This window comes from Oceanobacillus bengalensis, assembly GCF_003628445.1.
Taxonomy (GTDB): Bacteria; Bacillota; Bacilli; order Bacillales; family Amphibacillaceae; genus Oceanobacillus; species Oceanobacillus bengalensis.
In genome coordinates, this window is sequence record NZ_RBZO01000022.1 from 1 (window position 1) to 26,190 (window position 26,190).

The 26,190-nt window shown below is 36.8% G+C and carries 33 protein-coding genes and 1 rRNA gene; 3 read left to right on the forward strand and 31 right to left on the reverse strand.

Going from position 1 to position 26,190, the window contains the following annotated elements:
• Together D8M05_RS13405 and D8M05_RS13410 are read right to left on the reverse strand one after the other, a co-directional pair.
• A 16S ribosomal RNA gene (locus D8M05_RS13405) occupies positions 1-97 on the reverse strand; the annotation flags it as partial.
• A 355-nt stretch (positions 98-452) separates the two neighbouring features.
• Positions 453-674 carry a hypothetical protein gene (locus D8M05_RS13410; RefSeq protein ID WP_121132648.1) on the reverse strand — a complete coding sequence of 74 codons (222 nt, stop codon included), beginning with the start codon at positions 672-674 and terminating at the stop codon, positions 453-455.
• Between the two features lie 227 nt (positions 675-901).
• Between D8M05_RS13410 and pdaB the strand changes: the two genes are divergently transcribed.
• A complete protein-coding gene (pdaB, locus tag D8M05_RS13415) occupies positions 902-1,660 on the forward strand; it encodes a polysaccharide deacetylase family sporulation protein PdaB (RefSeq protein ID WP_121132650.1) in 759 nt (252 codons plus the stop codon).
• Positions 1,661-1,685: 25 nt separating this feature from the next.
• Here the strand turns inward: pdaB and D8M05_RS13420 are convergent, their stop codons facing one another.
• Entirely contained in the window at positions 1,686-2,324 is a 639-nt protein-coding gene (locus D8M05_RS13420; protein ID WP_121132652.1) for a KinB-signaling pathway activation protein, read from the reverse strand.
• A gap of 138 nt (positions 2,325-2,462) precedes the next feature.
• Between D8M05_RS13420 and gerD the strand changes: the two genes are divergently transcribed.
• Entirely contained in the window at positions 2,463-3,104 is a 642-nt protein-coding gene (gerD, locus tag D8M05_RS13425) for a spore germination lipoprotein GerD (protein ID WP_121132654.1), read from the forward strand.
• A gap of 36 nt (positions 3,105-3,140) precedes the next feature.
• Here gerD and D8M05_RS13430 read toward each other — a convergent pair whose 3' ends face one another.
• Both D8M05_RS13430 and cwlD read right to left on the reverse strand, forming a co-directional pair.
• Complete coding sequence (locus D8M05_RS13430; protein ID WP_121132656.1) at positions 3,141-4,199, reverse strand: Mrp/NBP35 family ATP-binding protein; 1,059 nt, start codon at positions 4,197-4,199, stop codon at positions 3,141-3,143.
• A 90-nt stretch (positions 4,200-4,289) separates the two neighbouring features.
• Positions 4,290-5,021: an N-acetylmuramoyl-L-alanine amidase CwlD gene (gene cwlD / locus D8M05_RS13435; protein WP_121132658.1), complete on the reverse strand. Its 732-nt coding sequence runs from the start codon at positions 5,019-5,021 to the stop codon at positions 4,290-4,292.
• 167 nt (positions 5,022-5,188) lie between these two features.
• On the opposite strand from cwlD, the gene D8M05_RS13440 reads away from it, so the two are divergent.
• Positions 5,189-5,602, forward strand: coding sequence for a DUF948 domain-containing protein (locus D8M05_RS13440; protein WP_121132660.1), 414 nt, complete (start codon positions 5,189-5,191; stop codon positions 5,600-5,602).
• A gap of 31 nt (positions 5,603-5,633) precedes the next feature.
• On the opposite strand, the gene D8M05_RS13445 is transcribed toward D8M05_RS13440, so the two are convergent.
• The 26 genes from D8M05_RS13445 to rplO all read right to left on the reverse strand — a co-directional run bounded on the left by D8M05_RS13445 (position 5,634) and on the right by rplO (position 26,179).
• Positions 5,634-6,059, reverse strand: a complete 426-nt coding sequence (locus D8M05_RS13445) for a DUF948 domain-containing protein (RefSeq protein ID WP_121132662.1) — start codon at positions 6,057-6,059, stop codon at positions 5,634-5,636.
• Between the two features lie 22 nt (positions 6,060-6,081).
• Entirely contained in the window at positions 6,082-6,498 is a 417-nt protein-coding gene (locus D8M05_RS13450) for a DUF948 domain-containing protein (protein ID WP_121132664.1), read from the reverse strand.
• Positions 6,499-6,689: 191 nt separating this feature from the next.
• Positions 6,690-7,100, reverse strand: coding sequence for a methylglyoxal synthase (mgsA, locus tag D8M05_RS13455; RefSeq protein ID WP_121132666.1), 411 nt, complete (start codon positions 7,098-7,100; stop codon positions 6,690-6,692).
• A 200-nt stretch (positions 7,101-7,300) separates the two neighbouring features.
• The gene (gene gndA / locus D8M05_RS13460) at positions 7,301-8,713 is read right to left on the reverse strand and encodes an NADP-dependent phosphogluconate dehydrogenase (RefSeq protein ID WP_121132667.1); all 1,413 of its coding nucleotides are present in this window, start codon (positions 8,711-8,713) and stop codon (positions 7,301-7,303) included.
• Between the two features lie 263 nt (positions 8,714-8,976).
• A complete protein-coding gene (locus tag D8M05_RS20760) occupies positions 8,977-9,807 on the reverse strand; it encodes a methyl-accepting chemotaxis protein (protein ID WP_121132669.1) in 831 nt (276 codons plus the stop codon).
• A 372-nt stretch (positions 9,808-10,179) separates the two neighbouring features.
• Positions 10,180-10,323 carry a hypothetical protein gene (locus tag D8M05_RS20245; RefSeq protein ID WP_183072800.1) on the reverse strand — a complete coding sequence of 48 codons (144 nt, stop codon included), beginning with the start codon at positions 10,321-10,323 and terminating at the stop codon, positions 10,180-10,182.
• A 97-nt stretch (positions 10,324-10,420) separates the two neighbouring features.
• Complete coding sequence (locus D8M05_RS13470; RefSeq protein ID WP_121132671.1) at positions 10,421-11,608, reverse strand: spr1629 family repressor/antitoxin; 1,188 nt, start codon at positions 11,606-11,608, stop codon at positions 10,421-10,423.
• A gap of 20 nt (positions 11,609-11,628) precedes the next feature.
• The gene (locus tag D8M05_RS13475) at positions 11,629-12,399 is read right to left on the reverse strand and encodes a spr1630 family ClpXP-sensitive toxin (RefSeq protein WP_147405181.1); all 771 of its coding nucleotides are present in this window, start codon (positions 12,397-12,399) and stop codon (positions 11,629-11,631) included.
• 924 nt (positions 12,400-13,323) lie between these two features.
• Entirely contained in the window at positions 13,324-14,778 is a 1,455-nt protein-coding gene (locus D8M05_RS13480) for a polysaccharide deacetylase family protein (protein ID WP_121132675.1), read from the reverse strand.
• A 290-nt stretch (positions 14,779-15,068) separates the two neighbouring features.
• Positions 15,069-15,446 carry a group II intron maturase-specific domain-containing protein gene (locus D8M05_RS13485; protein ID WP_281271917.1) on the reverse strand — a complete coding sequence of 126 codons (378 nt, stop codon included), beginning with the start codon at positions 15,444-15,446 and terminating at the stop codon, positions 15,069-15,071.
• Between the two features lie 646 nt (positions 15,447-16,092).
• Positions 16,093-16,485, reverse strand: a complete 393-nt coding sequence (gene rpsI / locus D8M05_RS13490) for a 30S ribosomal protein S9 (RefSeq protein WP_121132677.1) — start codon at positions 16,483-16,485, stop codon at positions 16,093-16,095.
• Positions 16,486-16,506: 21 nt separating this feature from the next.
• Positions 16,507-16,944, reverse strand: a complete 438-nt coding sequence (rplM, locus tag D8M05_RS13495) for a 50S ribosomal protein L13 (protein WP_121132679.1) — start codon at positions 16,942-16,944, stop codon at positions 16,507-16,509.
• A 185-nt stretch (positions 16,945-17,129) separates the two neighbouring features.
• The gene (truA, locus tag D8M05_RS13500; RefSeq protein WP_121132681.1) at positions 17,130-17,882 is read right to left on the reverse strand and encodes a tRNA pseudouridine(38-40) synthase TruA; all 753 of its coding nucleotides are present in this window, start codon (positions 17,880-17,882) and stop codon (positions 17,130-17,132) included.
• A 17-nt stretch (positions 17,883-17,899) separates the two neighbouring features.
• Entirely contained in the window at positions 17,900-18,703 is an 804-nt protein-coding gene (locus tag D8M05_RS13505) for an energy-coupling factor transporter transmembrane component T family protein (protein WP_121132683.1), read from the reverse strand.
• Positions 18,697-19,566 carry an energy-coupling factor ABC transporter ATP-binding protein gene (locus tag D8M05_RS13510; protein ID WP_121132685.1) on the reverse strand — a complete coding sequence of 290 codons (870 nt, stop codon included), beginning with the start codon at positions 19,564-19,566 and terminating at the stop codon, positions 18,697-18,699. Before D8M05_RS13510 ends, D8M05_RS13505 begins: the two co-directional genes overlap by 7 nt.
• Positions 19,542-20,381 (reverse strand): energy-coupling factor ABC transporter ATP-binding protein, encoded by an 840-nt coding sequence (locus tag D8M05_RS13515; RefSeq protein ID WP_121132687.1) that lies wholly within the window; start codon positions 20,379-20,381, stop codon positions 19,542-19,544. Before D8M05_RS13515 ends, D8M05_RS13510 begins: the two co-directional genes overlap by 25 nt.
• Positions 20,382-20,624: 243 nt before the next feature.
• On the reverse strand, positions 20,625-20,978 hold the full coding sequence (gene rplQ, locus D8M05_RS13520; protein ID WP_121132689.1) for a 50S ribosomal protein L17: 354 nt from the start codon (positions 20,976-20,978) through the stop codon (positions 20,625-20,627).
• Between the two features lie 44 nt (positions 20,979-21,022).
• Entirely contained in the window at positions 21,023-21,967 is a 945-nt protein-coding gene (locus D8M05_RS13525) for a DNA-directed RNA polymerase subunit alpha (RefSeq protein ID WP_121132691.1), read from the reverse strand.
• Between the two features lie 195 nt (positions 21,968-22,162).
• Positions 22,163-22,552: a 30S ribosomal protein S11 gene (gene rpsK, locus D8M05_RS13530; protein WP_121132693.1), complete on the reverse strand. Its 390-nt coding sequence runs from the start codon at positions 22,550-22,552 to the stop codon at positions 22,163-22,165.
• An 18-nt stretch (positions 22,553-22,570) separates the two neighbouring features.
• Complete coding sequence (gene rpsM, locus D8M05_RS13535; protein ID WP_121132694.1) at positions 22,571-22,936, reverse strand: 30S ribosomal protein S13; 366 nt, start codon at positions 22,934-22,936, stop codon at positions 22,571-22,573.
• Between the two features lie 20 nt (positions 22,937-22,956).
• The gene (rpmJ, locus tag D8M05_RS13540; protein WP_121132696.1) at positions 22,957-23,070 is read right to left on the reverse strand and encodes a 50S ribosomal protein L36; all 114 of its coding nucleotides are present in this window, start codon (positions 23,068-23,070) and stop codon (positions 22,957-22,959) included.
• 31 nt (positions 23,071-23,101) lie between these two features.
• A complete protein-coding gene (gene infA / locus D8M05_RS13545; RefSeq protein WP_010095735.1) occupies positions 23,102-23,320 on the reverse strand; it encodes a translation initiation factor IF-1 in 219 nt (72 codons plus the stop codon).
• Entirely contained in the window at positions 23,307-23,633 is a 327-nt protein-coding gene (locus tag D8M05_RS13550; RefSeq protein WP_121132698.1) for a KOW domain-containing RNA-binding protein, read from the reverse strand. Before D8M05_RS13550 ends, infA begins: the two co-directional genes overlap by 14 nt.
• 137 nt (positions 23,634-23,770) lie before the next feature.
• A complete protein-coding gene (locus tag D8M05_RS13555) occupies positions 23,771-24,415 on the reverse strand; it encodes an adenylate kinase (RefSeq protein WP_121132700.1) in 645 nt (214 codons plus the stop codon).
• Between the two features lie 34 nt (positions 24,416-24,449).
• Complete coding sequence (gene secY, locus D8M05_RS13560) at positions 24,450-25,739, reverse strand: preprotein translocase subunit SecY (RefSeq protein WP_121132702.1); 1,290 nt, start codon at positions 25,737-25,739, stop codon at positions 24,450-24,452.
• Positions 25,739-26,179: a 50S ribosomal protein L15 gene (gene rplO, locus D8M05_RS13565; protein ID WP_121132704.1), complete on the reverse strand. Its 441-nt coding sequence runs from the start codon at positions 26,177-26,179 to the stop codon at positions 25,739-25,741. The genes secY and rplO overlap by 1 nt, the downstream gene beginning before the upstream one ends.
• Positions 26,180-26,190: the final 11 nt, after the last annotated feature.

Genomic DNA, 26,190 nt, shown 5'->3' on the forward strand with positions numbered 1-26,190 from the left:
CATCCCGAAGGATGTTTGCTTGCTTCCCGCGCTCGACTTGCATGTATTAGGCACGCCGCCAGCGTTCGTCCTGAGCCAAGATCAAACTCTCCAAAAAAGTTTGTATCTGATTAACACCAATTAATCAGACGAGTCTTAGCTTTTAGAAGTGTTACCTTCTATAGAAAGAAACTAGCGTTTCTTTTGTATAATAAATCATACTGGTTGTTTTGTTCAGTTTTCAAAGAGCAATTTATTTTTTGTGACAAAACATAATTTATCACGTTTTTCATCAGTTGTCAACACCTGTCGAAGTTTATCTCAAAACTTGTTGAGTTGTTTTAACTGACAACGAAATTTATAATATCATAGATTATTTAGTTGTGCAATAGCAAATAAATAAGACTTATAATTCAGACTAGCCACCTTCACTTCAGGGTGCTAATCTCCATCAATACCAATATACGTTATTTCTATCTATTTCCACTACGTTTCAGTATATACTTCATACATTCTTGTTCTGTTGCGAGCCTGCGCAATAACTGAAAGAGTGTTTGATACCTTTCTCGCATGACACGTTTCACATTATGATCTATCCTCGAATCTTCTAAATCAATGAGTGTCTCTTCTAATTCCCTCTTTAATAAGTATTCTATTTCTCTTTGTTCCATTTCGTTTATCAATAATCCCATCATTGTTCTTCACCTCAGGAAATAAATTAACTTACACAACTTCTTTAATATTGTGTGACTTTGGCGGTTATGGTTCATATGTAAAGTCATGTAATACCACTATTCCCAATTTCAGTTTTTTTCAAGCACACATTATAAATTTATATTATTACTTCTTAAGAGGCTTGTTCATATTTCTTGTTATCCTTCATAGAATTTATTAAAGGAGTACTGTAGTTGGGGGGATATTAATGAATAACTTTTATGTATTTAAAATTAAACACATTAAACGGTGGCTACTTATCGTGATATTAGCATTATTTACAGCAGTTTTATTAACTATTGGGGAAAATGGGGTGTTATCTGTTTTTTCTAAGGAAAAACCCGTGGCACTTACGAAGGGAAATGCAGACGAACCAAATATTGCTTTAACTTTTAATATTAGCTGGGGGGAAGAACGAGTTCACGATATTCTGGAGAAATTAGAACAACATCAGGTACAGGCTACCTTTTTCGTAAGTGGAGAATGGGCAGAAAGACATCCGACTATCCTTGAAAAGATATCCGAGGGAGAACATGAGTTAGGGATGTTGGGTTATCGTTATAAGAGCTATCTTGACCAGGAAATTGACCAGGTAAGAAAAGATTTAGCTTATGCGAATGAAATCTTTAATAAACTAGGTTATGAAGAAATGAAACTGCTTAGACCACCAAGTGGGCAATTTAATGAGGATGTTCTTGAATTAGCAAACCAGCTGAATTATAACGTGATTCACTGGAACGTTAATACGAATGATTGGGAGAATCCTGGTACAGATGCAATTGTTGACACAGTGATGAAAGATACAACAAATGGAGATATTATTTTAATGCATGCTTCAGATTCTTCTAAACAGACAGCTGATGCACTAAGTACGATATTACCTGGGTTAAAAAACAAAGGATTCCAATTTGTTTCCATGACCGAACTAATTAACCAAGCACATGCCGATTCAGAATTAGTAGAATAAAAAAACCATCAGCTGATGGTTTTTTTTATGCTTTCTTAGCATTCTTGCTAGTTTTCGTATTCTCTTCTTTTTTCTTATAATCCTTCGTGACTTGCGGTAAAGCGAGTAGTTGGTATGTGTTGCAGGCTAAAAGTGGGACAATCATCAACCAAGCATAATCTGTACCTTCAACTTGGAGACCTGGGACCCACTCTACTGACGTTATAACTACCATTAGAAAGAGTGCTGGAATAAATGCCTTCTTATTCGTTGCTTTTACTTTTACCTTAGCAACAATCCATCCATAGGCCAAAATCCCAAAAGCCATTAAAACAAACCAAAACAGAGACACATCGCCATTTGCTCCTTGATATGGGAAGTAGATGAGGTCAAATATAACAAAAGCAATTAACAATACTTGGACGGCCCCCCAAAACGAGCGAAATAAGTTTAGACCAAAACGATGGATGAATAAATACGCAAAAAAGCCAGTCATGCTCACCACACTAAAAGTTAAGCCCAAACCAATATTAAATAAAATTAACCCTAAAAGTTCCATAAAATTAAATGGATTTAAATTTGCACCATAGACATCTGCTTGTACAAAAAAACTAATAATTAAGCCAGCAGCTCCACCAATTAGCGCTGTTCTAAACAAAAAGTTGACTAAATTCCGGAAATTCAATATAAAATCCTCCTATTATAAGGCAGAAATATAAGTACATCCGTATTTTATCATGAAGGGAGACATTTTTCCTCAATTAAGTGTATAGTTTGTTTATTTGTCACTCATATTAAACATATAAGGAAGGAGGAATTCCTATTGTATCGATTCATTCCAATCTTAGTTATAGGATTTTGCTTCTTGTTGTTAACTGCCTGCGGAGGTGGTGGAGGAAATGCTTCTGCAAGTGAAGGTGATTATGAACAGACAAAGAAGATGGTCGTAGATATATTACAGACAGAAGAAGGAAAGAAGGCATTAACTGAAATACTGTCTGATGAAAAAATGAAAGAAGAGCTTGTTTTAAATTCTGAAGTAGTAAAACAAACGATTAATGAGACGCTTGTTTCTGATAAAGGAAAAGAAATGTGGCAGGCATTATTTGAAGATCCAAAATTTGTCGAAGGTTATACGAAATCAATGGAAGAGCAACAAATGGACCTACAAAAGAGTTTAATGACTGATTCCGAATACCAGAAAAAGATGCTGGATTTATTGCAAAACCCTGAAATAGATGAGCAAATGTTAACCGTGCTAAAAGGGCAACAATTTCGGGCACACTTAGAGAAAACCATTCAAGAAACACTTGAGACACCAACATTCCAAGCGAAGATTCAAGATATATTATTAAAGGCTGCCGAAAAGCAAGGACAAGGCGGCGGTGGAGAATCTGAAAAAAGTGGTGGCGGTGGAAGCGGTGAAGAAGAGAAAAACAGCGGCGGCGGTGGCGGTGAATCATAAACGAAAGAGGACGCTACATAGGCGCCCTCTTTCGTTTTATCCTTCTATTTTTGCAATCACTTTTGCAGCAATCTTATGGAACTCTTTACCATTTGGATGATCTTCTTGGTATACAGAAGGTGCAAATTCTTCTTCATCCATATATGGTTGTTGTAGCTGTAGTTGACCTAGAACCTTAGTTTCCAATACTTCAGCTAACTTTTTGCCCCCGCCTTGTCCAAATACATGCTCTTTTTCTCCGGTTTTCTTACTTACAAAATATGACATATTCTCAATAACACCTAAGATTTCGTGTTCTGTCTTCATAGCCATTTGTCCTGCTCGTGCTGCAACAAAAGCAGCTGTTGGATGTGGAGTAGTAACTATAATTTCTTTACACGATGGCAACAGTTCATGTACATCCATCGCAATATCGCCAGTACCTGGTGGTAAGTCGAGTAATAAATAGTCTAAGTCTCCCCATTCTACTTCAGAAAAGAAACTATTGATCATTTTACCAAGCATTGGTCCACGCCAGATGATTGGTGAATTATCCTCAACAAAGAAACCCATTGAAATGACTTTTACACCAAAACGCTCAACAGGGATAATCTTCTTCCCTCTGACAACTGGGCGATTTTCGATTCCCATCATATCAGGAACGCTAAAACCGTAGATATCCGCATCGATAACACCTACTTTTTTACCAAGTCGCATGAGTGCCATCGCAAGGTTTACGGTTACAGTTGATTTCCCAACTCCACCTTTACCACTAGCAACTGCGATAAATTTCGTATTTGAATTTCCACCCATTAATGTTGATTCTTGCTCTTGCTCTACCGCTGCTTGATATTCTCTAATTACCTCATCTGGCAATTTTTCAAAACGTAAGCCCACGGTTGTAGCACCATTTCTTTTTAGAATGCCAACAATCTCCTGTTGTAATTGCATTTGTTCTCCGGTATTTGTTTTTGATATGCCAACCTTTACACTGACATGTTTCTTTTCTTCCTTTATTGTTACTTCTTTAATACCACCAGACTCTTGTAATGTTATATGTAAAAACGGGTCTTTGACAGGGTTAAGTAGTTCAACCACTTCTTCTTTTGTTAACATTCTAGTCACCATCCCTTAAATTAAAGCGTTTTATTTATGTCAATAGCTAGTATAACATAAATAACGAAAAATCTAAGTGATGTGCATCAATCATTCCGCTTCTTCTGACTTTTCTTCATCCTCTGTACTATATCTTAAAACGCCTTCATAAATACTTGCTGCGAGTTTGTCCTGATAGTTGTCATCTTTTAATAATTCACGTTCTTCTTCGTTTGATAAAAAGCCAATCTCAACTAGCGCACCAGGAACTTCTGCATGCTTTAATAAATACATACCATTAATTGCTAATGCCTCTCGTTTTGTATTCTCTAGGTTACGAATAATTTCCGCTTGGATCACCTTTGCTAAATGTTTGCTCTCATCAAACTGTGGGTAATAAAAGGATTGTGCCCCCCTCCATTTAGTAGATGGTAGCGCATTTAAGTGTATACTTAAAAAGAAATCTGCCTCATTATCCTTGATAAACTGTAGTCGATTACGAATATCCTCATTTTTCCTTCGTGATAATCCTTTTGTACTTTCTGCAGCTAAATCCTTATCAACTTCCCTCGTTAGGAAAACATTCGCACCAGCTTGCTCTAAATAATTTTGTAGCTTCTTAGAAACATTCAGTGTTATTCCCTTTTCTAATGTTCCATCCGCTCCTACTGCCCCACCATCAGGTCCACCGTGGCCTGGGTCAAGTACAATATTCTTTCCCGATAATGGTAGAGAGAATTCCGAATCCCAGGCATCTCCACTTTTTGTAATAGGATATTGTATAAGGAAAACCAATATTGCTAAACCGACTACCCATAAGCTTATTTTTATCCTTTTCGTCATTTTATTCTCCCCTTAACCTTTGCTTCCATTATTTTATGGGACAAGGCCAAGGTTTATGACAACGGAATGAATCGTCATGGATTTCATGTAAACGAAAATATGGTATGCTTTAAAAGAATTCGTTTAAGATATACTTATAAGAAATTAGAGTGGAAAGGGGGATATATATGCTTTGGTTAGGTATTGGTGTATTAATAATTGGTGTAGCATTACTAATTGTAGCAATCGCTATAATAAAACCACTACTCAAATTATCTGGTGTCTTTGGAAGCCTACAAAAGACGACAGATACCTTGCCGTCTACCGTTCATGAAATTACGACGCAAGCAAAGGGAGCTATCGGTACAGGAGTTGATACACTTCATCAAGTAAATGAGCAAGTGAAGGAACTCAGCCCGCTTTTTCACACGATTGGCGATATTGGACGTTCCACCAACAAATTAACTTCTCAGATTGTAAGCAAAGTTACACACACAGAAGAAATAGATGCAGATGGAACAGCTCATAAAAGCAATGGTCTACAGGGGCTTTACGGGTTGATTGCACTATTATATTTATTATTTAACGGAAATAAAAAATAGGCTGTACAAATCGTACAACCTATTTTCCCTATTATGACTTCATTTCCTTACGTTTCTTTAGCCAGTAATATGCAAGTGCAAAGGTACCATATATACCACCCGCTTTGTCCTTCTCCGTTCCATCCGCTTCCCCTTCTGTTTTTGTTTTAACAGATTCTGTCGCATCGACTAAAGAGGAAGAGAATTTCCGTGTCACCTTACCAACATCACCAACAACATAGAATAATGGGCTAAGTTGTCGTAGTTTATCATTTACATCTACTAATGTATTGTTGCTTTCGCTAATCATTCCTGCTGTTTCTTTCATAATATCATCTAGCTGCTTAGGTAATTGCTCTACCGTTTTGTCCACACCTTGTAGTACATTTGCTAAGTTATTTAAAGCATGTCCAATAAAAATGGACAAAATAAGTACCGCAATTCCAATAATAATTACTCCAATACCAATTAAAGTCATCTCTAATTACCTTTCCCTTCAATTAAGAATGATTTGCCTTTTTCCACTTTGAAAAAACTTGTGTAACAGCCTCTCCCCATTTTACTCCCTCTACAACCTGTTTTATTTGCTTCTTGAATTGATCTCCGCTTACCTTTTCCTGATAGTTTTTATAGGTTGAATTGAGGGTGTTGATTGATTTACCAACATTATGTACAGAATCAAAGACGCTATCTGTTGCTTTTATATTTTCTCCCATTTCATCAAGTATTTTATTTGTTTCTTTTAGTGTATTGATTAATTCTGGTGTAACATATCCGAATTGCCTTTCTACTTCTTTCAAAGTAGTGCCAAGTGATCTTGTAACAGTTGCTACTCGCTTTAATACCAGCGAAATATAAATGACCGCTACAAAGAAAGCAATAGAACAAAGTAAAATGCCAATATAGATTGCTTCCATCTACCGTCCCTCCTTCTAGAGATATTATACCATTTGTAATTATAATTAAAACACGATGATGCATCATATTCTAGGCTAAGATTCTTTCTAATTAGTCATCATTAATACCTTTTCCAATTCCTACTATTTAATGCGATAAACAATACTGTCCTGTAAAAAGGCTTCAGGAGAACCCCAAAGCCTTTTCTAGTTTATTTATTATTACGTTCTTTAATAATTTCACGCCATTCCAAATCTCCACGTTCCATTGCATGAATGATTAATTCAGCTGTACCCATATTGGTTGCTAGTGGAATGGAATACACATCACAAAGCCTTAATAAAGCAGATATATCAGGTTCATGCGGCTGTGCAGTTAGAGGATCTCGGAAAAAGATAATAACATCCATATTATTATCTGCAACAAGTGCACCAATTTGTTGATCTCCACCTAATGGACCTGATTGAAAACGGTGTACAGACAGTCCAGTATTTTCGGAAATTCTAAGGCCTGTAGTGCCTGTAGCATATAATTCATGTTTCTCTAGACTATATTTATAAGCTTGTGTAAATCGAACCATATCATCTTTCTTTTTATCATGAGCAATTAATGCAATTTTCATTGTACGTCCCCCTGTTAACCGTTCTGGCAATACACTTCGTTTTCCACGGGCGGCTGCTGAGCCTTTCCTCCCGTAGGAAAAGAAAAGCTTCGACAGCATTACATCGCACGAAGAAAAAGTACCTTTCTTTTTCAGTCTACGTGTATTGCCTCCACTAATTTAGCTCTTCCTGATATTAGTACATTTATTATTTCATTTTATTAGAACCACTCTGCGTGAAAGACGCCTTCTTTATCTTTACGTTCAAAAGTATGTGCGCCGAAGTAGTCACGTTGTGCTTGAATTAAGTTAGCCGGTAAATCACTAGAGCGATAACTATCATAGTAGGCAATCGCACTAGAGAATGTTGGAACTGGAATGCCATGTTTCATTGCAATTGTAATTACTTCACGTAATGCCGATTGATAATTTTCTACGACTTCCTTGAAATATGGATCTAACATCAAGTTAGCCAATTCGGCTTCGCGATCAAATGCATCCTTAATCTTTTGTAGGAATTGTGCTCGAATAATACAACCACCTCGCCAAATCATTGAGATGTCGCCATATTTAAGATCCCATCCATATTCTTCTGACGCTGCACGCAACTGTGCAAAGCCTTGTGCATAAGAAGTAATCTTACTCATATATAATGCCTTTCTAATTGCTTCAATTAATTCTTTACGGTCACCTTCATAAGTTACTGCTTCAGGACCATTTAATACCTTACTTGCTTTTACACGTTCATCTTTTAAGCTTGAAATAAAGCGTGCAAATACAGATTCGGTAATTAGTGGTAGTGGAACACCTAAATCTAATGCATTTTTACTTGTCCATTTACCCGTACCTTTTTGGCCAGCTTTATCCATAATGACGTCCACAAGCGGTTTACCTGTTTCATCATCTTTCTTCGTAAATACATCTGCAGTAATTTCAATCAGATAACTATCTAATTCACCTTTATTCCATTCGGTAAATACTTCATGAAGTTCATCTGCATCCATTCCAAGTACGTTCTTCATAATATGATAAGCCTCAGCAATTAATTGCATGTCTCCATATTCAATCCCGTTATGAACCATTTTAACAAAGTGCCCAGCACCATTTGGTCCAATATAGGTTACGCACGGATCACCTTCTACTTTTGCTGAAATAGCTTCAAAGATAGGTGCAACTAATTCATATGCTTCCTTCTGTCCACCAGGCATTAAGGAAGGACCTTTAAGTGCGCCTTCTTCTCCACCCGAAACTCCTGTACCAATAAAGTGGATTCCTGATTCATCCAATTTTTGATTACGGCGCATCGTATCTTCATACAATGTATTACCACCATCAATTAAAATGTCGCCTTTCTCAAGATATGGCATCAAGGAATCAATGGTTGCATCTGTAGCAGGACCAGCTTTCACCATCATCATAATTTTACGTGGCTTTTCTAATGATTGAACGAACTCTTTAATCGTCTTCGCTCCGACAAAGTCCTTGCCTTTCGCTTCATTTGCAAGAAACTCTTGTGTTTTTTCATATGTACGGTTATATACCGCTACTGAATTCCCTCTGCTTTCGATATTTAATGCTAGATTTTTGCCCATTACAGCTAATCCGATAACACCAATCTGTTGTTGTTTAGACATAGGTCATTTCCTTTCTGTTTAAAATGCATTATTTTTATACCATATATATACCAAATCTACATACCAAGGCAAACAAACTATTTATTTGGTCCATTATACTTTTAATTATATTATTATACCACTATGACGTATAAGGTGCCAGGAACGAAAAAGACCCTTTCCACCGAGGTGAAAAGAGCCTAGAACTGTAAACAGTTAAATTATATCATTGTAGCATGGAGGGCTATTTAAAATATAAAATAAAACCCATAGTAGACTATCCTTTACGACTCATGTCCAATCAATTGAGTCATGAAGTATTTAAGATCCTGCGAGGCCTTATTAAGATTCTCAATTTCACCCATGAAATTGGTGATCAATTTGGCTTCTTCCTGAGTAGAGTCAGCAATCTCCTTGAAATCGGTCTGCATCCCCCTCATCGTTTCCTGAATGTTTTTCAAAGTATCCTCAATATTTGTTGTGGCACGCTTCGTTTCTTCGGATAGTTTACGAACCTCATTAGCAACAACACCAAAGCCAGCTCCAGCACTACCGACCCTAGCAGCTTCTATCGATGCATTTAAACCTAGAAGATTAGTTTGGTTGCTTATCCCCTTTATAAAATTGGTTACCTCATTTACCTTTATCGACTCATCGACCGCATTTTGTACGTTGGAGGATATTTGTCCCGTTGTCGCAGATAGCTCCTCTGAATGAGCGGCTATGTGCTGAACCGTAGCTAATAAGGTGGTTGTGGTATTTTCAATTGTAATAATAATATTGTTAAGCTGCTGTTGGTTTCTCGTACTTACAGCAACATTTAATCCAGCTATAAGCTCACCCTGCTCATTAGTAATAGGGATGGAAATACTATCAAAAGGGATGCCGTATTCCTCTTCTGGCACTTTTACAGTAACCGTATTTACAGGATCGACCATCCCAAAATTTTTATATTTAGGTGGTAATGGCTCCCCTGGTTGATGCTTAAAATCGAGATCAGCACTTGGAGAATAGAATACATATTTTTCATGATCAAAAATGGTGAGCATAACTTCCTCACGCATAATCTTTTTTATAATTGGAACTGAATGAATGATAGATTGAACAAGATCCATATTAAACTTCCTTCCTGCAAATAAATTATATATAAAGATAGTATCAATTGAATAAAGGTTTACACAGTAAACAACACATAACCCTATGGGACAATAATACATTTCAAAATAAAAAGGATCCCCAACTTAATTGGTTAAGATCCCTTAAATAGTTAATATTAATACGTTGACAGCTGAAGTGTTCGACGACCTCTACAAACTTTATATAAGATTTATAGTAAGTTATACAATAAGGTCAAATTTTAACATAAAAAAAACTAAGCTTCAACTTTTCAGGCGTACCCAATTATTTCCATCCCCTCTTGTTCCAGTTAATAGATGCTTGCCATTCTATCATGTTAATTTGTTTTTTATCTTGCTGATTGTATTCAACTATTGATATTGTTTCCATATCAATTTCATTAGTTCATTGATCGCATGGTCAAAACTGTCTTTCATTCTTCCTAAATATCTGCGACTATCTTCATACTCTGCTAGTAATTGATCCGCCCAATTCTCTAATTCCTGATTGTTCATTTTACCCACCCCTCAAGTGTTTTACAATAAAAATAGAACACCAAATAACGCTTAGTGCGTCATTCAGTGTCCTCCAGTTAACTTGTAGAACATAATGTTAATTTACTTTAAATCCTAGCTCATTAACCGTAAATTTTTTATTCTCCTTTTGACGGTTAGTAATGAAAAAGCCCTCTTCTATACCAGTCAAAATGGTTAGAAAGCTCTGGTCAACTTTTAATTCATCCATCAACTCAGTGACTGAATACAAACCTTCATCAAAAAGTAACTGTAAGATACTTTTTACCTTAGTCGGCCGCTCAATAGGTATTTGATTATCTAATGGCTCGTTGACTTTATATCCTTTTTTATTGATTACCATATAGAAATATCTATACTTTTGATAATCTATGACCCCTAATTTAAAAGCCCTAATTGCAATAGCTTGTAGTGAAACCCTCCATTTTTGTTTCATATCAATATAGGAGTCTGGATTAGATTTTTTCACTATATTGCTACAATCTAGTAGAAATTGCTCTTCTGGCAAAAGAAATTCAGACGCAAAATAATTGGCTTCATCTTCAAGAGCTCTATAGTTTTTCTTGTCTTGCATTGTAAACTCTACTTTATAATGTAGCATAAGGTGTCCAAGTTCATGCGCCAAATCAAAATTCCTTCTTACAGCTGATTTTTTAATTGATCCTAAAATTATAAACGGTCTATGATCTTCACTCCAAAGACTATATGCATCAATTGTATCACCAATTTCTTTTTCGAAAACAAATGCTCCTGACTTTTCTAATAAGAAGAGTAAATTTTTATTAGAGTAATTATCTAAACCTATTTTTTGACGAACTAATTTAGCAATACATTTAATTTGAGCGTTTCTATCCATGTCTGGATTATTATTCATAAACAAAATTGCATCATTTCTCAATTCCAGAAGAGTATTCTTAGGGTAATTAATCTTACCTTCAACTTTTTTTAAAAAAGCATCAAGGAATCTCACATGCATTGATTCACTTTGAGATTTATTTAATGAATTAATTGTCTCAGATCTATATGCGATGTTATCTACTTGTATATTTTGCATATCTGATTCATCTAGTATATCATTATTCAAAAAATATGATGATTTAACATGAAAAATTGCTTTTAGTTTATTTACTACTTCTAATTTTGGAGAAACGTATCCATTTTCGTACTGCCAAATAGCCTGTTCAGTAACATTGATTTTATCCGCCAACTGATTTCTACTCATATTATTGAGTATCCTAATGTTGTTCAAGCTTTTACCTATGAACACAGGCTATACCTCCTTATTTCTTAACTTTTCCTATCTATCTCCTTGGTTTCCTCATTTATACCAATATCGAACCTATATGCATCATAGTTATTGTTAGAATCCACATCATTTGATAATACTTCTTTTAATTCATCATCGATTTGAATACTTTCAGGATTAATATATGTTGTTAAATCATCGATTAAATAAGCTTTATTATCAATAGGATTTGGCATAAATAGAGAAATTCCAGAAATTAACTGACTCTCATCAATTTCATATGTTATTATATAGAAACGATCATAATTAGATTCTATTTTTGCTATCTCAACATTATCTTCTTCACTAAGAAGATTGTCTTCAAAAAGTTGCAGTTGCACCGAGTCGTTAGTATTATCTGTTTTTATATTGGAAAAGTCTATCTCTGAATTAATTTTCATTAAGTTTTCCATATAAGACATTTTTCCATTTCTTATTTTTCCATTAGCATCTCTTCCCCGATCAACCTGTTCCTCATGAAAATATCTCGAATTTTTCACGATAAATAATATCTTTTCATCTTGATGTTGGAATTGTAAGTATTGCCACGTTAATCCTGCCTTAGCTAGTTTACTTTCAACACCATATGGTTTGCAAGCCCTAGCTACTTGGTCATCAATATGATTACCTTTAACCCAAGCATACGCACCACTAACTTTCATTTTCCTTGCTTTTTCTCTTCGTATTTCAAGATATTCACGATACCCTTCCATTAAACCATCGACTATATATTCATTTAATTCTGTAGATAATTTAAATTCTCCCATAAGCATAATCCCCCCATATTCTCTCTAAAACTTCAACATTAATACCATTTTATTAAAGAAAATATGATTTGTATATACTTTTCTTAAAGTTTAATACCTAAGCGCACTCTGTATGTCATACGGTACGTAAATAGGCGTTCATATGGTGTGTGCGTAAGAAATACGTATGATGGAACTTCTCGAATGGGCTTCCCGCGCAGAAGTCACACAAAAAGCCGTCTAATTAAGAGTAACCAGCGGTTTTCAAGCGGGTCTTGCATCGGTCGATGGTTTTTCTTGATTTGCTCACTACGCTCGTATAACCGCTCTTTCCTTCCCACTTGAAAATCGCGGAAAACCTCTTCTTACAAACAGCGCAGTGCCTTTCTCAGCAGATGCCATAGATAACTATTTGCGCCTTCTGGTGGCATACACTTGCCAGTTTGTTGTTTGCAGCCCGTGCTTCGATCCCTCTTCTCTGCTCCATAAGAACAAAGAGGGCAAACCCTTGGTATATAAGGTTTATTAACATTTTAAGAAATATACAGATAAATTCTAAGTGTATTGAATACATCGCAATCCATTTATATCAACGTTTAATGTAAATTCCAATGGATAAAGATGTAAAGGAAAGTATTGAAAATGATATTACTTGAACCAATTTGAACCAAAATGATAGATGTTAGTTGAATACTTTTTACGAATAATGATTGAATGGGCCACAAATGGGCACAAGTAAAAACCCCCTGTCACAAATACTGTTGTAACAGGGGGTTAAGGTATTATTCGATACTGTCTTCCATCTTAAACTTGATTCTCTTAAACTTCATCTTATGTCATACCTATTCAAAAGGCTTATTTATATGCTTTCTAAAAGTAAGCTTTCAAACATATTCATACTTTTTCAATCTGATGGTACATGAATGGGGCATGAAGGCAATAATACTTATTCTAACGTATTTTACCGTAATGCGGCCCGACACCTTTTTCATTCCACAGTTCAAGAAGCTGTGAAACAGTTACCATCTGATACCCCTGCTTATCCAGTGAGGTCAATAGCTGTGGCAATGCATCTGCAGTTGAAGGATGAATATCATGCAGTAATACAATTGATCCTGGTGCAACATTGGACATCACTTCCTCATTTACTGCTTCTGCACTACGGCTTTTCCAGTCAAATGAATCAACTGACCACATGGCAATAGGAGCTTCCAAATCTGCTGCAGCCTTTTCTACATCACTGTTCGATGCACCATAAGGCGGACGTAATAAGGTTGGAGCCTTACCGGTCGCTTTTTCAATAATATTGCTGGATTGTCGCACCTCTTCTTTGATTTGATTCAACCCTAAGATCGTTAAGTCTTGATGGTTCATTGTATGGTTTGCAATTTCATGACCTTCTTCCGCCACCTTAGCAGCAAGGGATGGATAATATTCCACCTGACTTCCAAGCATAAAAAATGTTGCTTTGGCATTATACTTTTTCAGTGTATCTAAAATTCTTGGTGTCACTTCCGGATGTGGACCATCATCAAATGTTAATGCAACGTATTTTCCATCCGGGTCAAGTTTCGCTATGTCCTCCGGATGCTGTTCTTCTTCCTTGCCTTTTTCCTTTTCAGGAATCTTCACATCTATTTTTTCCGCGAATTTCTTATTGAGATACGGTTTGATTTTCTTCATTGGAATTTCCACTTTTATTGCACCCGCTGCACCTGCTGCAATTTCATATTCATCAAAATAAAATGTCATGCCCTTACGACTGACTGACCACTCCCATTTTTCGGGGTCCTTTAAAACTTTTTCTGCCATATCATCAAAGATATAGATGCTGATTTCTTGATTGCTGTGTAACTCATCCAAAATAAGCTTTTGGATGTCCTTGACCGACGCTTCATTCAACTGAAAAACATCATCCAGTTGTAAGAGTTTGTTTTGATTCAGATCAATGACGAATGACTTCATTTTTGTCATTCCGTTAGCTCCACCTGTTATATGATACGCCTCGAATTCGAGCGTATAGATTTTATCGGCTATTTTTTCCGTTTCTAATTGTATATTTAAGTGCGCACGGAAATCATTCTCCTCAAGCGTGTTTTTATGTTCTTTTATACTGGTTGTAAATTCTTTTTTCTGTTGGTCAATCCACTCATCTATGGGTTTATTAATCTGTTTGTTTTCTGTATACGGCTGACTGACTGAAAATGTATAGAGATTCGTTTCTTTCGTCTTCGTTTTGATGTTCAAACCCGGATAAACGCTGGAATCTGCAATTTTCTCATTCGGTTCATTCGGTTCAGAAGATTCCTTTAAAACCTGGGCAATCGCTTGATTTACTCCAAAAGTAATACCAAAAAGTAGAAAAACAATAACAATCCATCCAGGTAATTTTATACGTCTTATCATGATAGCTCATTTCCTTTTAATTATTAGTTTAATAGAATACTATTTTATCATAATCAAAGCTATAAACAAAGAAGCGAATTGTATCAGCTTATTCGTAAAAGCCCTGTTAAAGAAACGATTATATTTTTAGCTTTGAGCGTTTTAAGCAATTCGAACTTTTAACGGAATTAAACATTAAAAAAACGACTTTTCACGTTTTAAGGGATAATCAGGCATCATTTTAATTGCTCAAAATATAGACGATTGCATATGTATCAAAAGGACACATAAACATACAACCACACACAATATTATCTAGAATTAATGGCAATCGAGTAGAGGGAAAAGTTAAGTAACTTTCCGCCCCTCTCAATGCCAGTTCCTTTGTCTGTTAATGAACGATGGAGTACATAGCTACTAGATATAACCCAGTAACCTTTTCTTGTATTCGACCATTCATAAGCTTTTTGTTTATCGACACCTAAACTACTTAGTCTTTCTTTTTTCGTGCGTGGATTTTTCCACTGCTTCCAGATATATTGTCTAATCCTTCGTTTCAGCCAGCCATTGAGATTCTTCAAAAATCCTTTCATTTCCCCTATGCCATAGGAGTTTATCCACCCAGTCATAAGTTGCTGGACTTCTTTTAGAATCACTTCAAGACTTCGTCCACGATTGCCTTTAGTGATTCATTTTAGTTTCTCTTTTACGGTCACTTTTGATTTGTTATGAGGACGAATTTTAGCCCCTTTCTTCGTGGCTAATAGACAGAAACCAAGAAACTTTCGTTTCAAAGAGCTTCCAAAATTACTACCGTTCGGTCCTTCATGTTTCGTTAGTTCACATTACTATGACCTCTGCTGACTTCTTGTGATTCACCAAAACGTCACCGCTTTGGTTGTGCTAATTCGTTATCATTCAACTCCCACCGCACCCCCACAAGACCTCCCTCTTGTAAGAGCGAAAACTTTCCTCCCATGTAACAGCTAGATTTACTGTATAAGTTTCAGGCAGTGTTGGACTTTGTCTTGTTCGCAGACTTATCCAACCTAATTCAGCCTTCTATCTAGTTTCTGTTCGTCAGTTCAGGAGTTTGCGTCCAGCTTCCTTCAGCCACTACCTCACGATGGCCACCTTGCCTTTCGCTAACAGTTCCTACTGCCAAGCCTGTAGTGGACTTTCACCACCAAGTTTTCGCACATGCAGGGCGCACGAAAAAAAGCACCAGCAAGATGCCGATGCTTTAAATCTGTTAAGTGCTTTATAAGGTTCAAGTCGATTTGAACCAACTTGAACCAAAAAAGCTCTGTAAACACTGATATATCATTGTTTCTATTAACGTTTTGAGAATTGTGGTGCACGACGAGCGCCTTTAAGACCGTATTTCTTACGTTCTTTCATGCGAGCATCACGAGTTAAGAATCCAGCGCGTTTTAATGTAGAACGATATTCTGGATCTGCTTCAAGTAGTGCACGAGAAATACCGTGACGGATTGCTCCAGCTTGACCAGTAAATCCACCACCATGAACGTTTACTAATACGTCATAAGTGCCTTCTGTTTCTGTAGCAGCTAAAGGCTGGTTAAGAATTAGAAGTTGTGTTTCATATGGGAAATAGTCTCTTGCATCACGACCATTAATTGTTACATTACCTGTACCAGGTACTAAACGTACACGTGCAGTTGAGCTTTTTCGACGACCTGTGCCGTAATATTGTACTTGTGCCAATTGTTTTACCTCCTTTTATAATTACCCGCGAAGTTCGTAAACTTCTGGTTTTTGTGCTTGATGATTGTGCTCAGAACCTCTGACCACGTGTAATTTCTTAGCCATTTTACGACCTAAAGGACCTTTTGGAAGCATACCTTTAACAGTTCTTTCCAACATTTCCTCTGTGTATTTTGTACGCATTTCACCAGCAGTACGTGCTCTTAAGCCACCTGGGTGGTTTGAGTGATTGTAATACATTTTATCATTAAGTTTGTTACCAGTTAATTCAATTTTCTCAGCGTTAATGATGATTACGTAATCACCAGTATCAGCATGTGGAGTGTAAGTTGGTTTATGTTTCCCGCGAAGGATTGTAGCAACTTCACTTGCTAGACGACCTAGACGTTGGCCTTCAGCATCCACAACAAGCCATTTGCGTTCAATATTATTTTCATTCGCCATGAATGTTGTGCGCATATTTTTTCCCTCCATATATCGTTCGTTCATTTTAATTTTCATGTCAGTTAATCTCAATTATTCTTCGATTTCTTATATACAACATAATTAGATTCCGGGGCTAATCATGGTTTTAAAGAAATAAAATGCCATAGATAATAATATAACAGATTGATGTGGAATGTCAAGTTTATCAAGGAATTTTTCTACTCCATTTCCTTATATATAACATTCCATAAATGTAATCCATGGGCATCTATTGTTTTACCAACAAGTTTGCGATCATTTCTTTCTAATAGATATTGAATATCTTCTGGCTGTCTCCTACCCTGACCAATATCTAATAAAACACTCACCATAATTCTTACCATATTGTATAAAAATCCGCTACCTCTAAAGATAAATTCAATTTCAGAAGCTTCCTTTTTTACAGATGCTTCATAAATGGTTCGAACCTTACTTCCTTTTACAGTAGACTTCGTAGAGGAAAAAGTCGTGAAGTCATGTGTCCCTTCTAGATAACGACATGCTTCTTCTATCTTTTCCATATTGAGTTCATATGGAAAGTGATAACTATAATGTCGCTTAAATACATCCGCTTCTTGGCAATTTAAGACAAAGTAATGGTATTCCTTCTCTATTACGCTATAACGCGCGTGAAAGGCTTCTGTGACCTTTTCAACACTACGAACACGAATGTCATCAGGTAACTGTGTATTTAAAGCATGTAACCATCCTCGTTCAGGAATGCCTAAATCAGAATCAAAGTGAATAACTTGACCTCTTGCATGAACACCTGCATCTGTACGACCTGATGCTGCAATCGATATACTTTGACCTTTATGTATTACCTTTAAGACCTTCTCGAGCTCTCCTTGGACTGTTCGTTTATTCGGCTGTCTTTGGAAACCATGAAATAACGTACCATCATATTGCAACGTACATTTTACCCTCTCCATCCTGAAACCAGCCTTTCTTAAGCATATGTTCTTGTATAGAATAAAACGGCAATCACTGATAAAAAAATAATATAAATAATCATATCTAATTTACCTATTTTTAATTCTCTTAATTTAGATCTTCCCTCACCGCCCTGATAACCACGCGCTTCCATAGCCATTGCGAGCTCTTCCGCCCGTTTAAACGCACTAACAAATAACGGGACAAGTAATGGGACAACTGCCTTTATCCGATCTTTAACGGGACCTGTCTTAAAGTCTACGCCTCTGGATGCTTGCGCCTTAGATATTTTTTCTGTTTCTTGCATCAAAGTTGGAATAAATCGAAGCGAAATTGACATCATTAAGGCAAGTTCATGAACAGGAAACTTCACTTTATTAAGTGGTCTTAGCATATCCTCTATCGCATCTGTAATCTCAATCGGTGTCGTTGTTAACGTTAATAGGGAGGTTACTAGAATTAATAGGAAGAACCTTATGGAGATAGCTACCCCTTGAACGACCCCACCTGTATAAAATTCAAAGTGCCAAAAGTCAAAGAAGACCTCACCCTCCTTCGTTACAAAGAGGTGTAGTATAAAAGTGAATATAACCAAAAACCAAATAGGTGTTAAACCTTTTATAATAAAACGAAGCGGTACTCTAGATAACATAACGCTCGCTAATGCAAAAATGACTAAAACGCTATAGCTCGGTACGTTATTCGCGAAAAAAACTACAAAGATAAAGAAGAATATAATTGTAATCTTGGTTCTCGGGTCTAATCGATGTACATAAGAATCTCCTGGAACATACTGGCCTATAATTAACGAATTCATGATGACTCAGCTCCTCTTACGACATGCTGAATCGTTTCTGCAAGTTCTTTTATTGTCTGTTTCTTAAAGGGTAGTGAAGTACTAAACTTATGATTAAATTTCATTAAGAATTGTACAATTTCTGGAACATCTAATTGAACTTTATGTAGTGCATCTTTCTGGGTAAAGACTTCTTCAGGTTTGCCTTCCATATATTTCTTCCCATTGTTTAAAATAATGACATGGTCGGCATATTTTAATGCATCTTCCATACTATGTGTGACAAGTACTGTAGTAAGACTTTGCTCTTTGTGTAACTGATAGAACATGTCCATTATCTCTCTTTGACCACGCGGGTCAAGACCAGCAGTTGGCTCATCTAATACGAGAACCTCTGGCTTTACAGCTAACACACCAGCAATCGCTACCCTGCGCATTTGTCCACCACTAAGGTCAAATGGAGAACGTTGTAAAACATCAGTAGGAAGACCTACAGCTGGGACGATCTCTTCCATACGTCTCTTTATTTCCTCTTTCGGGATGCCAAAATTGTCTGGTCCAAAGGCAATATCCTTTTCAACCGTTTCTTCAAATAATTGATGTTCTGGGTATTGAAAAACAACACCAACACGACTGCGCAATCCCTTCATATCATTCGGCTTCTGTTCCTTAGAAAGAGAGTAGTCACCAATTGATACGGTACCTTCTGTTGGAATAGTAAGGCCATTAAGATGGCTTATTAGCGTTGATTTACCCGAACCTGTATGCCCAACGATAGCAACATAGGAGCCCGATTTAATTTGAAAGGTTACATCTTGCAGTGCTATATGTTGAAATGGAGAATTCGGCTGATAAATATAGGTTACATTTTCGAATATAATGTCCATAAGTCCTCCAACAACTCTTCGTGATTTAATGGTTCTCTTGAGATAGATAAACCAGACTCTCTAAGTTCATCTGCTAAAATTGCTACAAATGGAATATCAAGTCCAATTTTTCTTAACGCATCTTTTTTCAAAAAGATATCTCTAGGTTTTGACACGTCCCATACTTCACCATTATTCATTACAATAACACGGTCGGCTTGTACGACCTCTTCTAGATCATGCGTAATGGTGATTAAAGAAAGTCCTTTCTTTCCTAATAGGTTAGAAACAGTCTGCATAATCTCTTTGCGCCCTTTAGGATCAAGCATTGCAGTTGCCTCATCCAATAATAGAACCCTAGGGGAAATAGCGAGAACACCTGCTATCGCTACACGCTGCTTCTGTCCGCCAGAAAGTCGGTGTGGCTCTGTTAGTCGATAATCCTGCATACCAACAGCATTTAATGTACTTTTAATGCGCTCAATCATTTCACTTCTTGGAACCCCGCGATTTTCCATACCAAAAGCAACATCATCCTGTACGGTCGCTCCAACAAATTGATTATCAGGATTTTGAAAGACCATTCCTACCTTTTTACGTATTTCCCAAATGGAATCCTCATTTACTTCCCTGCCATCTATTAGGATCTTTCCTTCCCCGGGAAACAGCAAACCATTAACTAGCTTTGCAATTGTAGATTTCCCTGAACCATTATGACCGATAATTGCTACCCATTCATCTTCATAAATATCAAAAGAAACATTTCGCAAGACCCAAGGACTATCTTCACTATAGCGAAATGAAACATTTATAAATTCAATCAATTTCTTGCTCATGCAGCAGCTCTCCTCTATCTCTACTATCTCAACTTCCTAATAATAAACATGGCGGTTTTCGTAATGTTTCTAACTTCTTAAGAATTTTAGTTGATATATTGAGTCAAAAACAATCTTATAGAAAAGAGCCATAACTATAAATATAGACAATGATAACATGAATATACTTTTTGCGTATACAAAAAAAGGGCTTGGATTCACCTCATAAGAGAGTTTGAGTCCTGCCCTTGCCGCATGTTGTTATTAAACTAACTCGATGATTGCCATTTTCGCTCCATCACCTTGGCGTTCGCCTAGCTTAAGAACACGTGTATATCCACCTTGTCTATCTTCGTAACGTGCAGCTACATCATCAAATAATTTTTGTAATACATTATTTTCATCGTCAGCTTCTTTGTTATAAAGGAAAGCTGCAGCTTGACGACGTGCGTGAAGATCACCACGTTTTCCTAAAGTAATCATTTTGTCAACAATAGACTTTAGATCTTTCGCTTTTGCTTCTGTCGTTTCAATGCGTTCATGAATAATTAAATCAGAAGCAAGGTTACGAAGAAGTGCCATACGGGCATCTGTTGTACGTCCTAATTTTCTAGCCATGGACTATCCCTCCCTTTCCCTGTAAATCTAGGTGACTGTCATATTCAGTCGTCTTCGCGTAAACCTAATCCAAGTTCACTTAATTTTACTTTTACTTCTTCTAATGATTTCCGTCCTAAATTACGAACTTTCATCATGTCTTCTTCAGACTTGTTAGCAAGCTCTTGTACTGTGTTAATACCAGCACGTTTTAAACAGTTGTAAGAACGAACAGAAAGATCAAGTTCTTCAATGGTCATTTCCATTACTTTTTCTTTTTGATCTTCTTCTTTTTCAACCATAATTTCAGCATTCTTTGCTTCGTCCGTTAGGCCAACGAATATATTAAAATGTTCTGTAATAATTTTCGCACCTAATGAAATTGCTTCTTCAGGTCGAATGCTACCATCTGTTGATACATCTAGCGTCAATTTATCAAAATTACCATTTTGACCAACACGTGTGTTTTCAACTTGATACGTAACACTTGATACTGGTGTGAAGATCGAATCTATCGGCACAACACCAATTGGCTGATCATCACGTTTATTTTCGTCTGCTGGGCGATAACCACGACCTCGTTCAGCAGTGATTCTCATATGCAAATTACCTTTAGAGCTTAATGTAGCAATATATAGATCTGGATTCAGAACTTCTACATCGCTATCGTAAGTAAGATCTCGGGCTGTAACTTTCCCTTCACCTTGAACATCTAACTCTAATGTTTTCGGTTCATCTGAATAGATTTTCAATGCTAATCGTTTTAGATTTAACACAATCTGTGTAACATCTTCAACAACACCATCAACCGTTGAAAACTCATGTAGTGCCCCATCAATTTGAACGGATGTAACAGCAGCACCTGGAAGTGAGGATAGTAAGATACGACGCAAGGAGTTTCCTAGAGTGGCACCATATCCACGCTCGAGCGGTTCGACTACGAATTTTCCAAATGTAGCATCTTCGCTAATTTCAATCGTTTCAATTTTTGGTTTTTCTATTTCAATCATTAAATAAAACCCTCCTTCAAAACGTCGAAACCCCGGCTAGACAACTGTCTAACCGAAATTCCTCAAATAGGCAGTAGGCGTTTCTGCACTACCTCAATATTCTACGTACTGTTTTATCATAGATGCTGTAGATGAAATAATATTTCAGCTATCATAACCCATTATAGACAGGGTGACAAATTCTATACGGTAAAATTATACGCGACGACGTTTTGGTGGGCGACAACCATTGTGAGGGACTGGTGTTACATCCACAATTGCTGTTACTTCCAAACCTGCCGCTTGAAGGGAACGAATTGCAGCTTCACGTCCAGCACCTGGGCCTTTAACTGTTACTTCTAAAGTTTTCATGCCATTTTCCACTGCTGTTTTAGCAGCAGTTTCTGCAGCCATTTGTGCAGCAAATGGAGTAGATTTACGAGAACCTTTAAAACCTAAAGCGCCTGCTGAGCTCCAGCCTACAGCATTTCCTTGTTTATCAGTAATCGTAACAATTGTGTTGTTAAAAGTAGAGCGGATATGTGCTATACCTGACTCTATATTCTTTTTCACACGGCGTTTACGTGTGTTTGTTTTACGTGCCATAGTTTTACCTCCTATCTATTATTTCTTCTTGTTAGCCATTGTCTTACGAGGGCCTTTACGAGTACGTGAATTGTTCTTCGTGTTTTGTCCACGAACTGGTAATCCACGACGGTGGCGTAAACCTCTATATGATCCAATTTCAATCAAACGTTTGATGTTTAATGAAACTTCACGACGAAGGTCACCCTCTGTTGTGTAATGGTCTAATTCTTTACGAATTCTAGCTAATTCGTCTTCCGTTAAATCACGTACACGAGTGTCTTCTGAAACGCCTGCTTCTTTAAGGACTTTCTGTGCAGTTTTTTTACCAATTCCATAAATATATGTCAATGAAATGACTACACGCTTATCACGTGGAATATCAATACCTGCAATACGTGCCATTAGTTGCTAGCACCTCCTTATTAACCTTGTTTTTGTTTATGTTTTGGATTTTCACAAATAACCATTACTTTACCTTTGCGCTTAATTACTTTACATTTCTCGCAAATTGGTTTTACAGATGATCTTACTTTCATCAGTTTTACCTCCTTATTATATGGAGAGAGTCTATTTATAACGGTACGTAATTCGTCCTCTTGTTAAATCATACGGAGAAAGCTCAACCGTTACTTTATCACCAGGTAAAATACGAATAAAATGCATACGAATTTTACCAGAGACATGTGCCAAGACCGTATGTCCGTTCTCAAGCTCAACATTAAACATTGCATTAGGCAATGTTTCCGTTACGGTACCTTCTACTTCTATTACATCATCTTTCGCCATCGTGTAGATCTCCCTTCTTCAAATCAGTCACAATCTCACTCATAAACTTAGAAATGGCAAATCGCAATTTTCCATTTGTGACCCGACCAGTTTCTAGAAGGCTGTTTTGGACTTCTGGGGAAATATAATCCATTATCTCAATGTGATGTAGATTCTTTTTCTTTGGTCTATTCGTTTTCCGCCTTTCCCCATCTGCTATGAGGACATAACGATCATCCAGACGTTCTATGATTATCATGTATTGACCCGCTTCACGGCCTTGTAAAATGCGAACAACATGACCCAACAGCGGAATCTGATCACCTTCGTTCAACAAGATCACCTGCACTTAGGCTATAGTTAGATTGTCACCTATAAAGGTTATTCAAATTGTTAAAATTACTTTGACACTCATTATAACGATTAAAAAATAGAAATGCATCTATTCCGAGTTATAAGAGTAGAAATTCTTTACTTATTTAAAGAACGTTGGATATCATTAAAAACATCATCAATCTCTTGATCTCCGTTTACCTTAATAAGATATCCTTTATCTTCATAAAAATCAAGTAACGGTTGGGTTTGCTCCATATTAACAGCTAATCGTGTTTTGACAGTTTCTGCTTTGTCATCATCACGTTGAATTAACTGTGAACCATCTTTGTCACAAATACCCTCTTCTTTTGGAGGATTAAATACAACATGATATGCAGTTCCACATGTTGGACAAATTCTTCTACCAGTTAGACGCTCCAATAATTTCTCTTCTGGTACTTCTACATGTACGACAAAATCAATTGATTGGTCCATCTCAGCTAACAATAGTTGTAAGCTATTAGCTTGGGCAATTGTTCTAGGAAAGCCATCTAACAAGAATCCATTTTTACAGTCATCTTTACTTAAACGTTCTTTCACAATTCCAATTGTCACTTCATCTGGAACAAGTTTTCCTTGATCCATAAATTCCTTAGCTTTTTTTCCTAAGTCAGTTCCTTCTTTGATAGCTAGACGGAACATATCCCCAGTTGAAATATGAGGGATATTATATTTATTATTAATTTTCTCTGCCTGTGTACCTTTGCCAGCACCAGGTAATCCCATTAATATTAAGTTCAACGTTTTCCCCTCGCTCTTTCGTGGCAGCAGGAAATTATTTAATGAATCCTTTGTAGTGACGCTTCACTAATTGACTTTCTAATTGTTTCATTGTTTGTAACGCAACGCCTACAACGATTAGTAAACTCGTGCCGCCGATTTGTACTGCGGTAGGTAGATTAGCAAGACCACCTAAGATCATAGGTAATACTGAGATAGCTGCTAAATAAATCGCACCTACAAACGTTAATCGGTTCATCACTCGATTTAAATAGGTTTCCGTATTCTTACCAGGCCTAATTCCTGGAATATATCCACCTTGTTTTTGTAGGTTCTCTGCCATTTGTTCAGGATTAACTTGAACAAACGTATAGAAATATGTGAAGGCTATAATTAACGCAGCATACACACTCATACCTACTGGCTTTGTATAATCAAATATTTCAGTAATTGTTGCTGCAACTCCGCCTTCAAAGAAACTAGCAACTGTACTTGGTGCCATCATAAATGCAATTGCAAAGATGACTGGAATAACACCTGCTGCATTTACTTTCAAAGGTAGATGTGTAGAACCTCCACCAACTGGTGAACGATTTACAAGTTTCTTAGCATACTGAACAGGTATTTTACGTAACGCTTGGTTGACGTAAACCACACCGACAGTAACTGCTATAGCTACGAGAGCAATTAAAACAACAATAACTATATTTATGAATAGCTCATCACCAGGGTTAACGAAATACTGGCTATACAGCTGCGCAACTCCGTTCGGAACAGCTGCAACGATACCGGCAAAAATAAGAATAGAAATTCCATTTCCTACACCATTAGCAGTAATTTGTTCACCAACCCACATTAAAAATGCTGTCCCAGCTGTTAACACAATTGCAATAACAAGGAATTTCATAAAGTTAGGATTCTCTATTAGTAAACCTCCCGCTAATGCGTTAAAACCTATGGACATAGCAATAGCTTGAATAAATGCTAAAACAATAGTGAAATAGCGTGTGAACTGTGCTAGTTTCTTACGACCCATTTCACCTTGTTTCTTCCATTCAGTAAATTTAGGCACAACATCCATTTGCAATAATTGCATGATAATCGAAGCTGTAATATAAGGCATGATCCCCATAGCAAAAATTGAAAAGTTTTGTAGTGCTCCCCCACCAAAAGTATTCATAAAACCGAAAACATTCTGCTGATTCATAAAATCGATGGCATCATTATTCGTAAAAGGTACCGGAATAAATGTACCAAGACGGAACACAATTAACATCAGCAATGTAAAAATTATTTTCCGTCTAATATCAGCTACGCGCCAAAAATTGGAGAGTGTGCGAAACATTAAATCACCTCAGTCTTACCGCCCGCTGCCTCAATTGCTTCTTTTGCAGATGCAGAGAACTTATGAGCTTTTACTGTTAGTTTTTTTTCGATAGCACCATTACCAAGCACTTTAATGCCTGCGTTAAGTTTGCTTACGACACCAGTTTCAAGTAAAAGCTCAGGAGTAATGTCAGTGCCTTCTTCAAAGCGATTAAGTGTTTCTATGTTAACAATTGCATACTCTTTACGGTTAATATTCGTAAAACCACGTTTTGGTAAACGTTGGAATAGTGGCATTTGACCACCTTCAAAACCTGGACGTACACCGCCACCTGAACGTGAATTTTGACCTTTGTGGCCTCTTCCAGAAGTTTTCCCATTACCAGAAGACATTCCTCGACCAAAACGGTTTCTGTTTTTACGTGAACCTTCAGCTGCTTTTAACTCATGTAATTTCATGCGAGCACCTC

Coding starts and splice junctions, on each gene's coding strand:
- rpmJ (WP_121132696.1), bottom strand. CDS start 23,070: ATGAAAGTAAGATCATCTGTAAAACCAATTTGCGAGAAATGTAAAGTA.
- D8M05_RS13475 (WP_147405181.1), bottom strand. CDS start 12,399: ATGCTTATGGGAGAATTTAAATTATCTACAGAATTAAATGAATATATA.
- rplQ (WP_121132689.1), bottom strand. CDS start 20,978: ATGGCTAGAAAATTAGGACGTACAACAGATGCCCGTATGGCACTTCTT.
- infA (WP_010095735.1), bottom strand. CDS start 23,320: ATGGCGAAAGATGATGTAATAGAAGTAGAAGGTACCGTAACGGAAACA.
- rpsM (WP_121132694.1), bottom strand. CDS start 22,936: ATGGCACGTATTGCAGGTATTGATATTCCACGTGATAAGCGTGTAGTC.
- D8M05_RS13450 (WP_121132664.1), bottom strand. CDS start 6,498: ATGGAAGCAATCTATATTGGCATTTTACTTTGTTCTATTGCTTTCTTT.
- D8M05_RS13510 (WP_121132685.1), bottom strand. CDS start 19,566: ATGGACATTATATTCGAAAATGTAACCTATATTTATCAGCCGAATTCT.
- mgsA (WP_121132666.1), bottom strand. CDS start 7,100: ATGAAAATTGCATTAATTGCTCATGATAAAAAGAAAGATGATATGGTT.
- D8M05_RS13440 (WP_121132660.1), top strand. CDS start 5,189: ATGCTTTGGTTAGGTATTGGTGTATTAATAATTGGTGTAGCATTACTA.
- gndA (WP_121132667.1), bottom strand. CDS start 8,713: ATGTCTAAACAACAACAGATTGGTGTTATCGGATTAGCTGTAATGGGC.
- secY (WP_121132702.1), bottom strand. CDS start 25,739: ATGTTTCGCACACTCTCCAATTTTTGGCGCGTAGCTGATATTAGACGG.
- D8M05_RS20245 (WP_183072800.1), bottom strand. CDS start 10,323: ATGAACAATCAGGAATTAGAGAATTGGGCGGATCAATTACTAGCAGAG.
- D8M05_RS13445 (WP_121132662.1), bottom strand. CDS start 6,059: ATGACTTTAATTGGTATTGGAGTAATTATTATTGGAATTGCGGTACTT.
- D8M05_RS20760 (WP_121132669.1), bottom strand. CDS start 9,807: ATGGATCTTGTTCAATCTATCATTCATTCAGTTCCAATTATAAAAAAG.
- pdaB (WP_121132650.1), top strand. CDS start 902: ATGAATAACTTTTATGTATTTAAAATTAAACACATTAAACGGTGGCTA.
- rpsK (WP_121132693.1), bottom strand. CDS start 22,552: ATGGCACGTAAAACAAACACACGTAAACGCCGTGTGAAAAAGAATATA.
- truA (WP_121132681.1), bottom strand. CDS start 17,882: ATGGAGAGGGTAAAATGTACGTTGCAATATGATGGTACGTTATTTCAT.
- D8M05_RS13410 (WP_121132648.1), bottom strand. CDS start 674: ATGATGGGATTATTGATAAACGAAATGGAACAAAGAGAAATAGAATAC.
- D8M05_RS13430 (WP_121132656.1), bottom strand. CDS start 4,199: ATGTTAACAAAAGAAGAAGTGGTTGAACTACTTAACCCTGTCAAAGAC.
- D8M05_RS13480 (WP_121132675.1), bottom strand. CDS start 14,778: ATGATAAGACGTATAAAATTACCTGGATGGATTGTTATTGTTTTTCTA.
- D8M05_RS13525 (WP_121132691.1), bottom strand. CDS start 21,967: ATGATTGAAATAGAAAAACCAAAAATTGAAACGATTGAAATTAGCGAA.
- rplM (WP_121132679.1), bottom strand. CDS start 16,944: ATGCGCACAACATTCATGGCGAATGAAAATAATATTGAACGCAAATGG.
- rplO (WP_121132704.1), bottom strand. CDS start 26,179: ATGAAATTACATGAGTTAAAAGCAGCTGAAGGTTCACGTAAAAACAGA.
- D8M05_RS13515 (WP_121132687.1), bottom strand. CDS start 20,381: ATGAGCAAGAAATTGATTGAATTTATAAATGTTTCATTTCGCTATAGT.
- cwlD (WP_121132658.1), bottom strand. CDS start 5,021: ATGACGAAAAGGATAAAAATAAGCTTATGGGTAGTCGGTTTAGCAATA.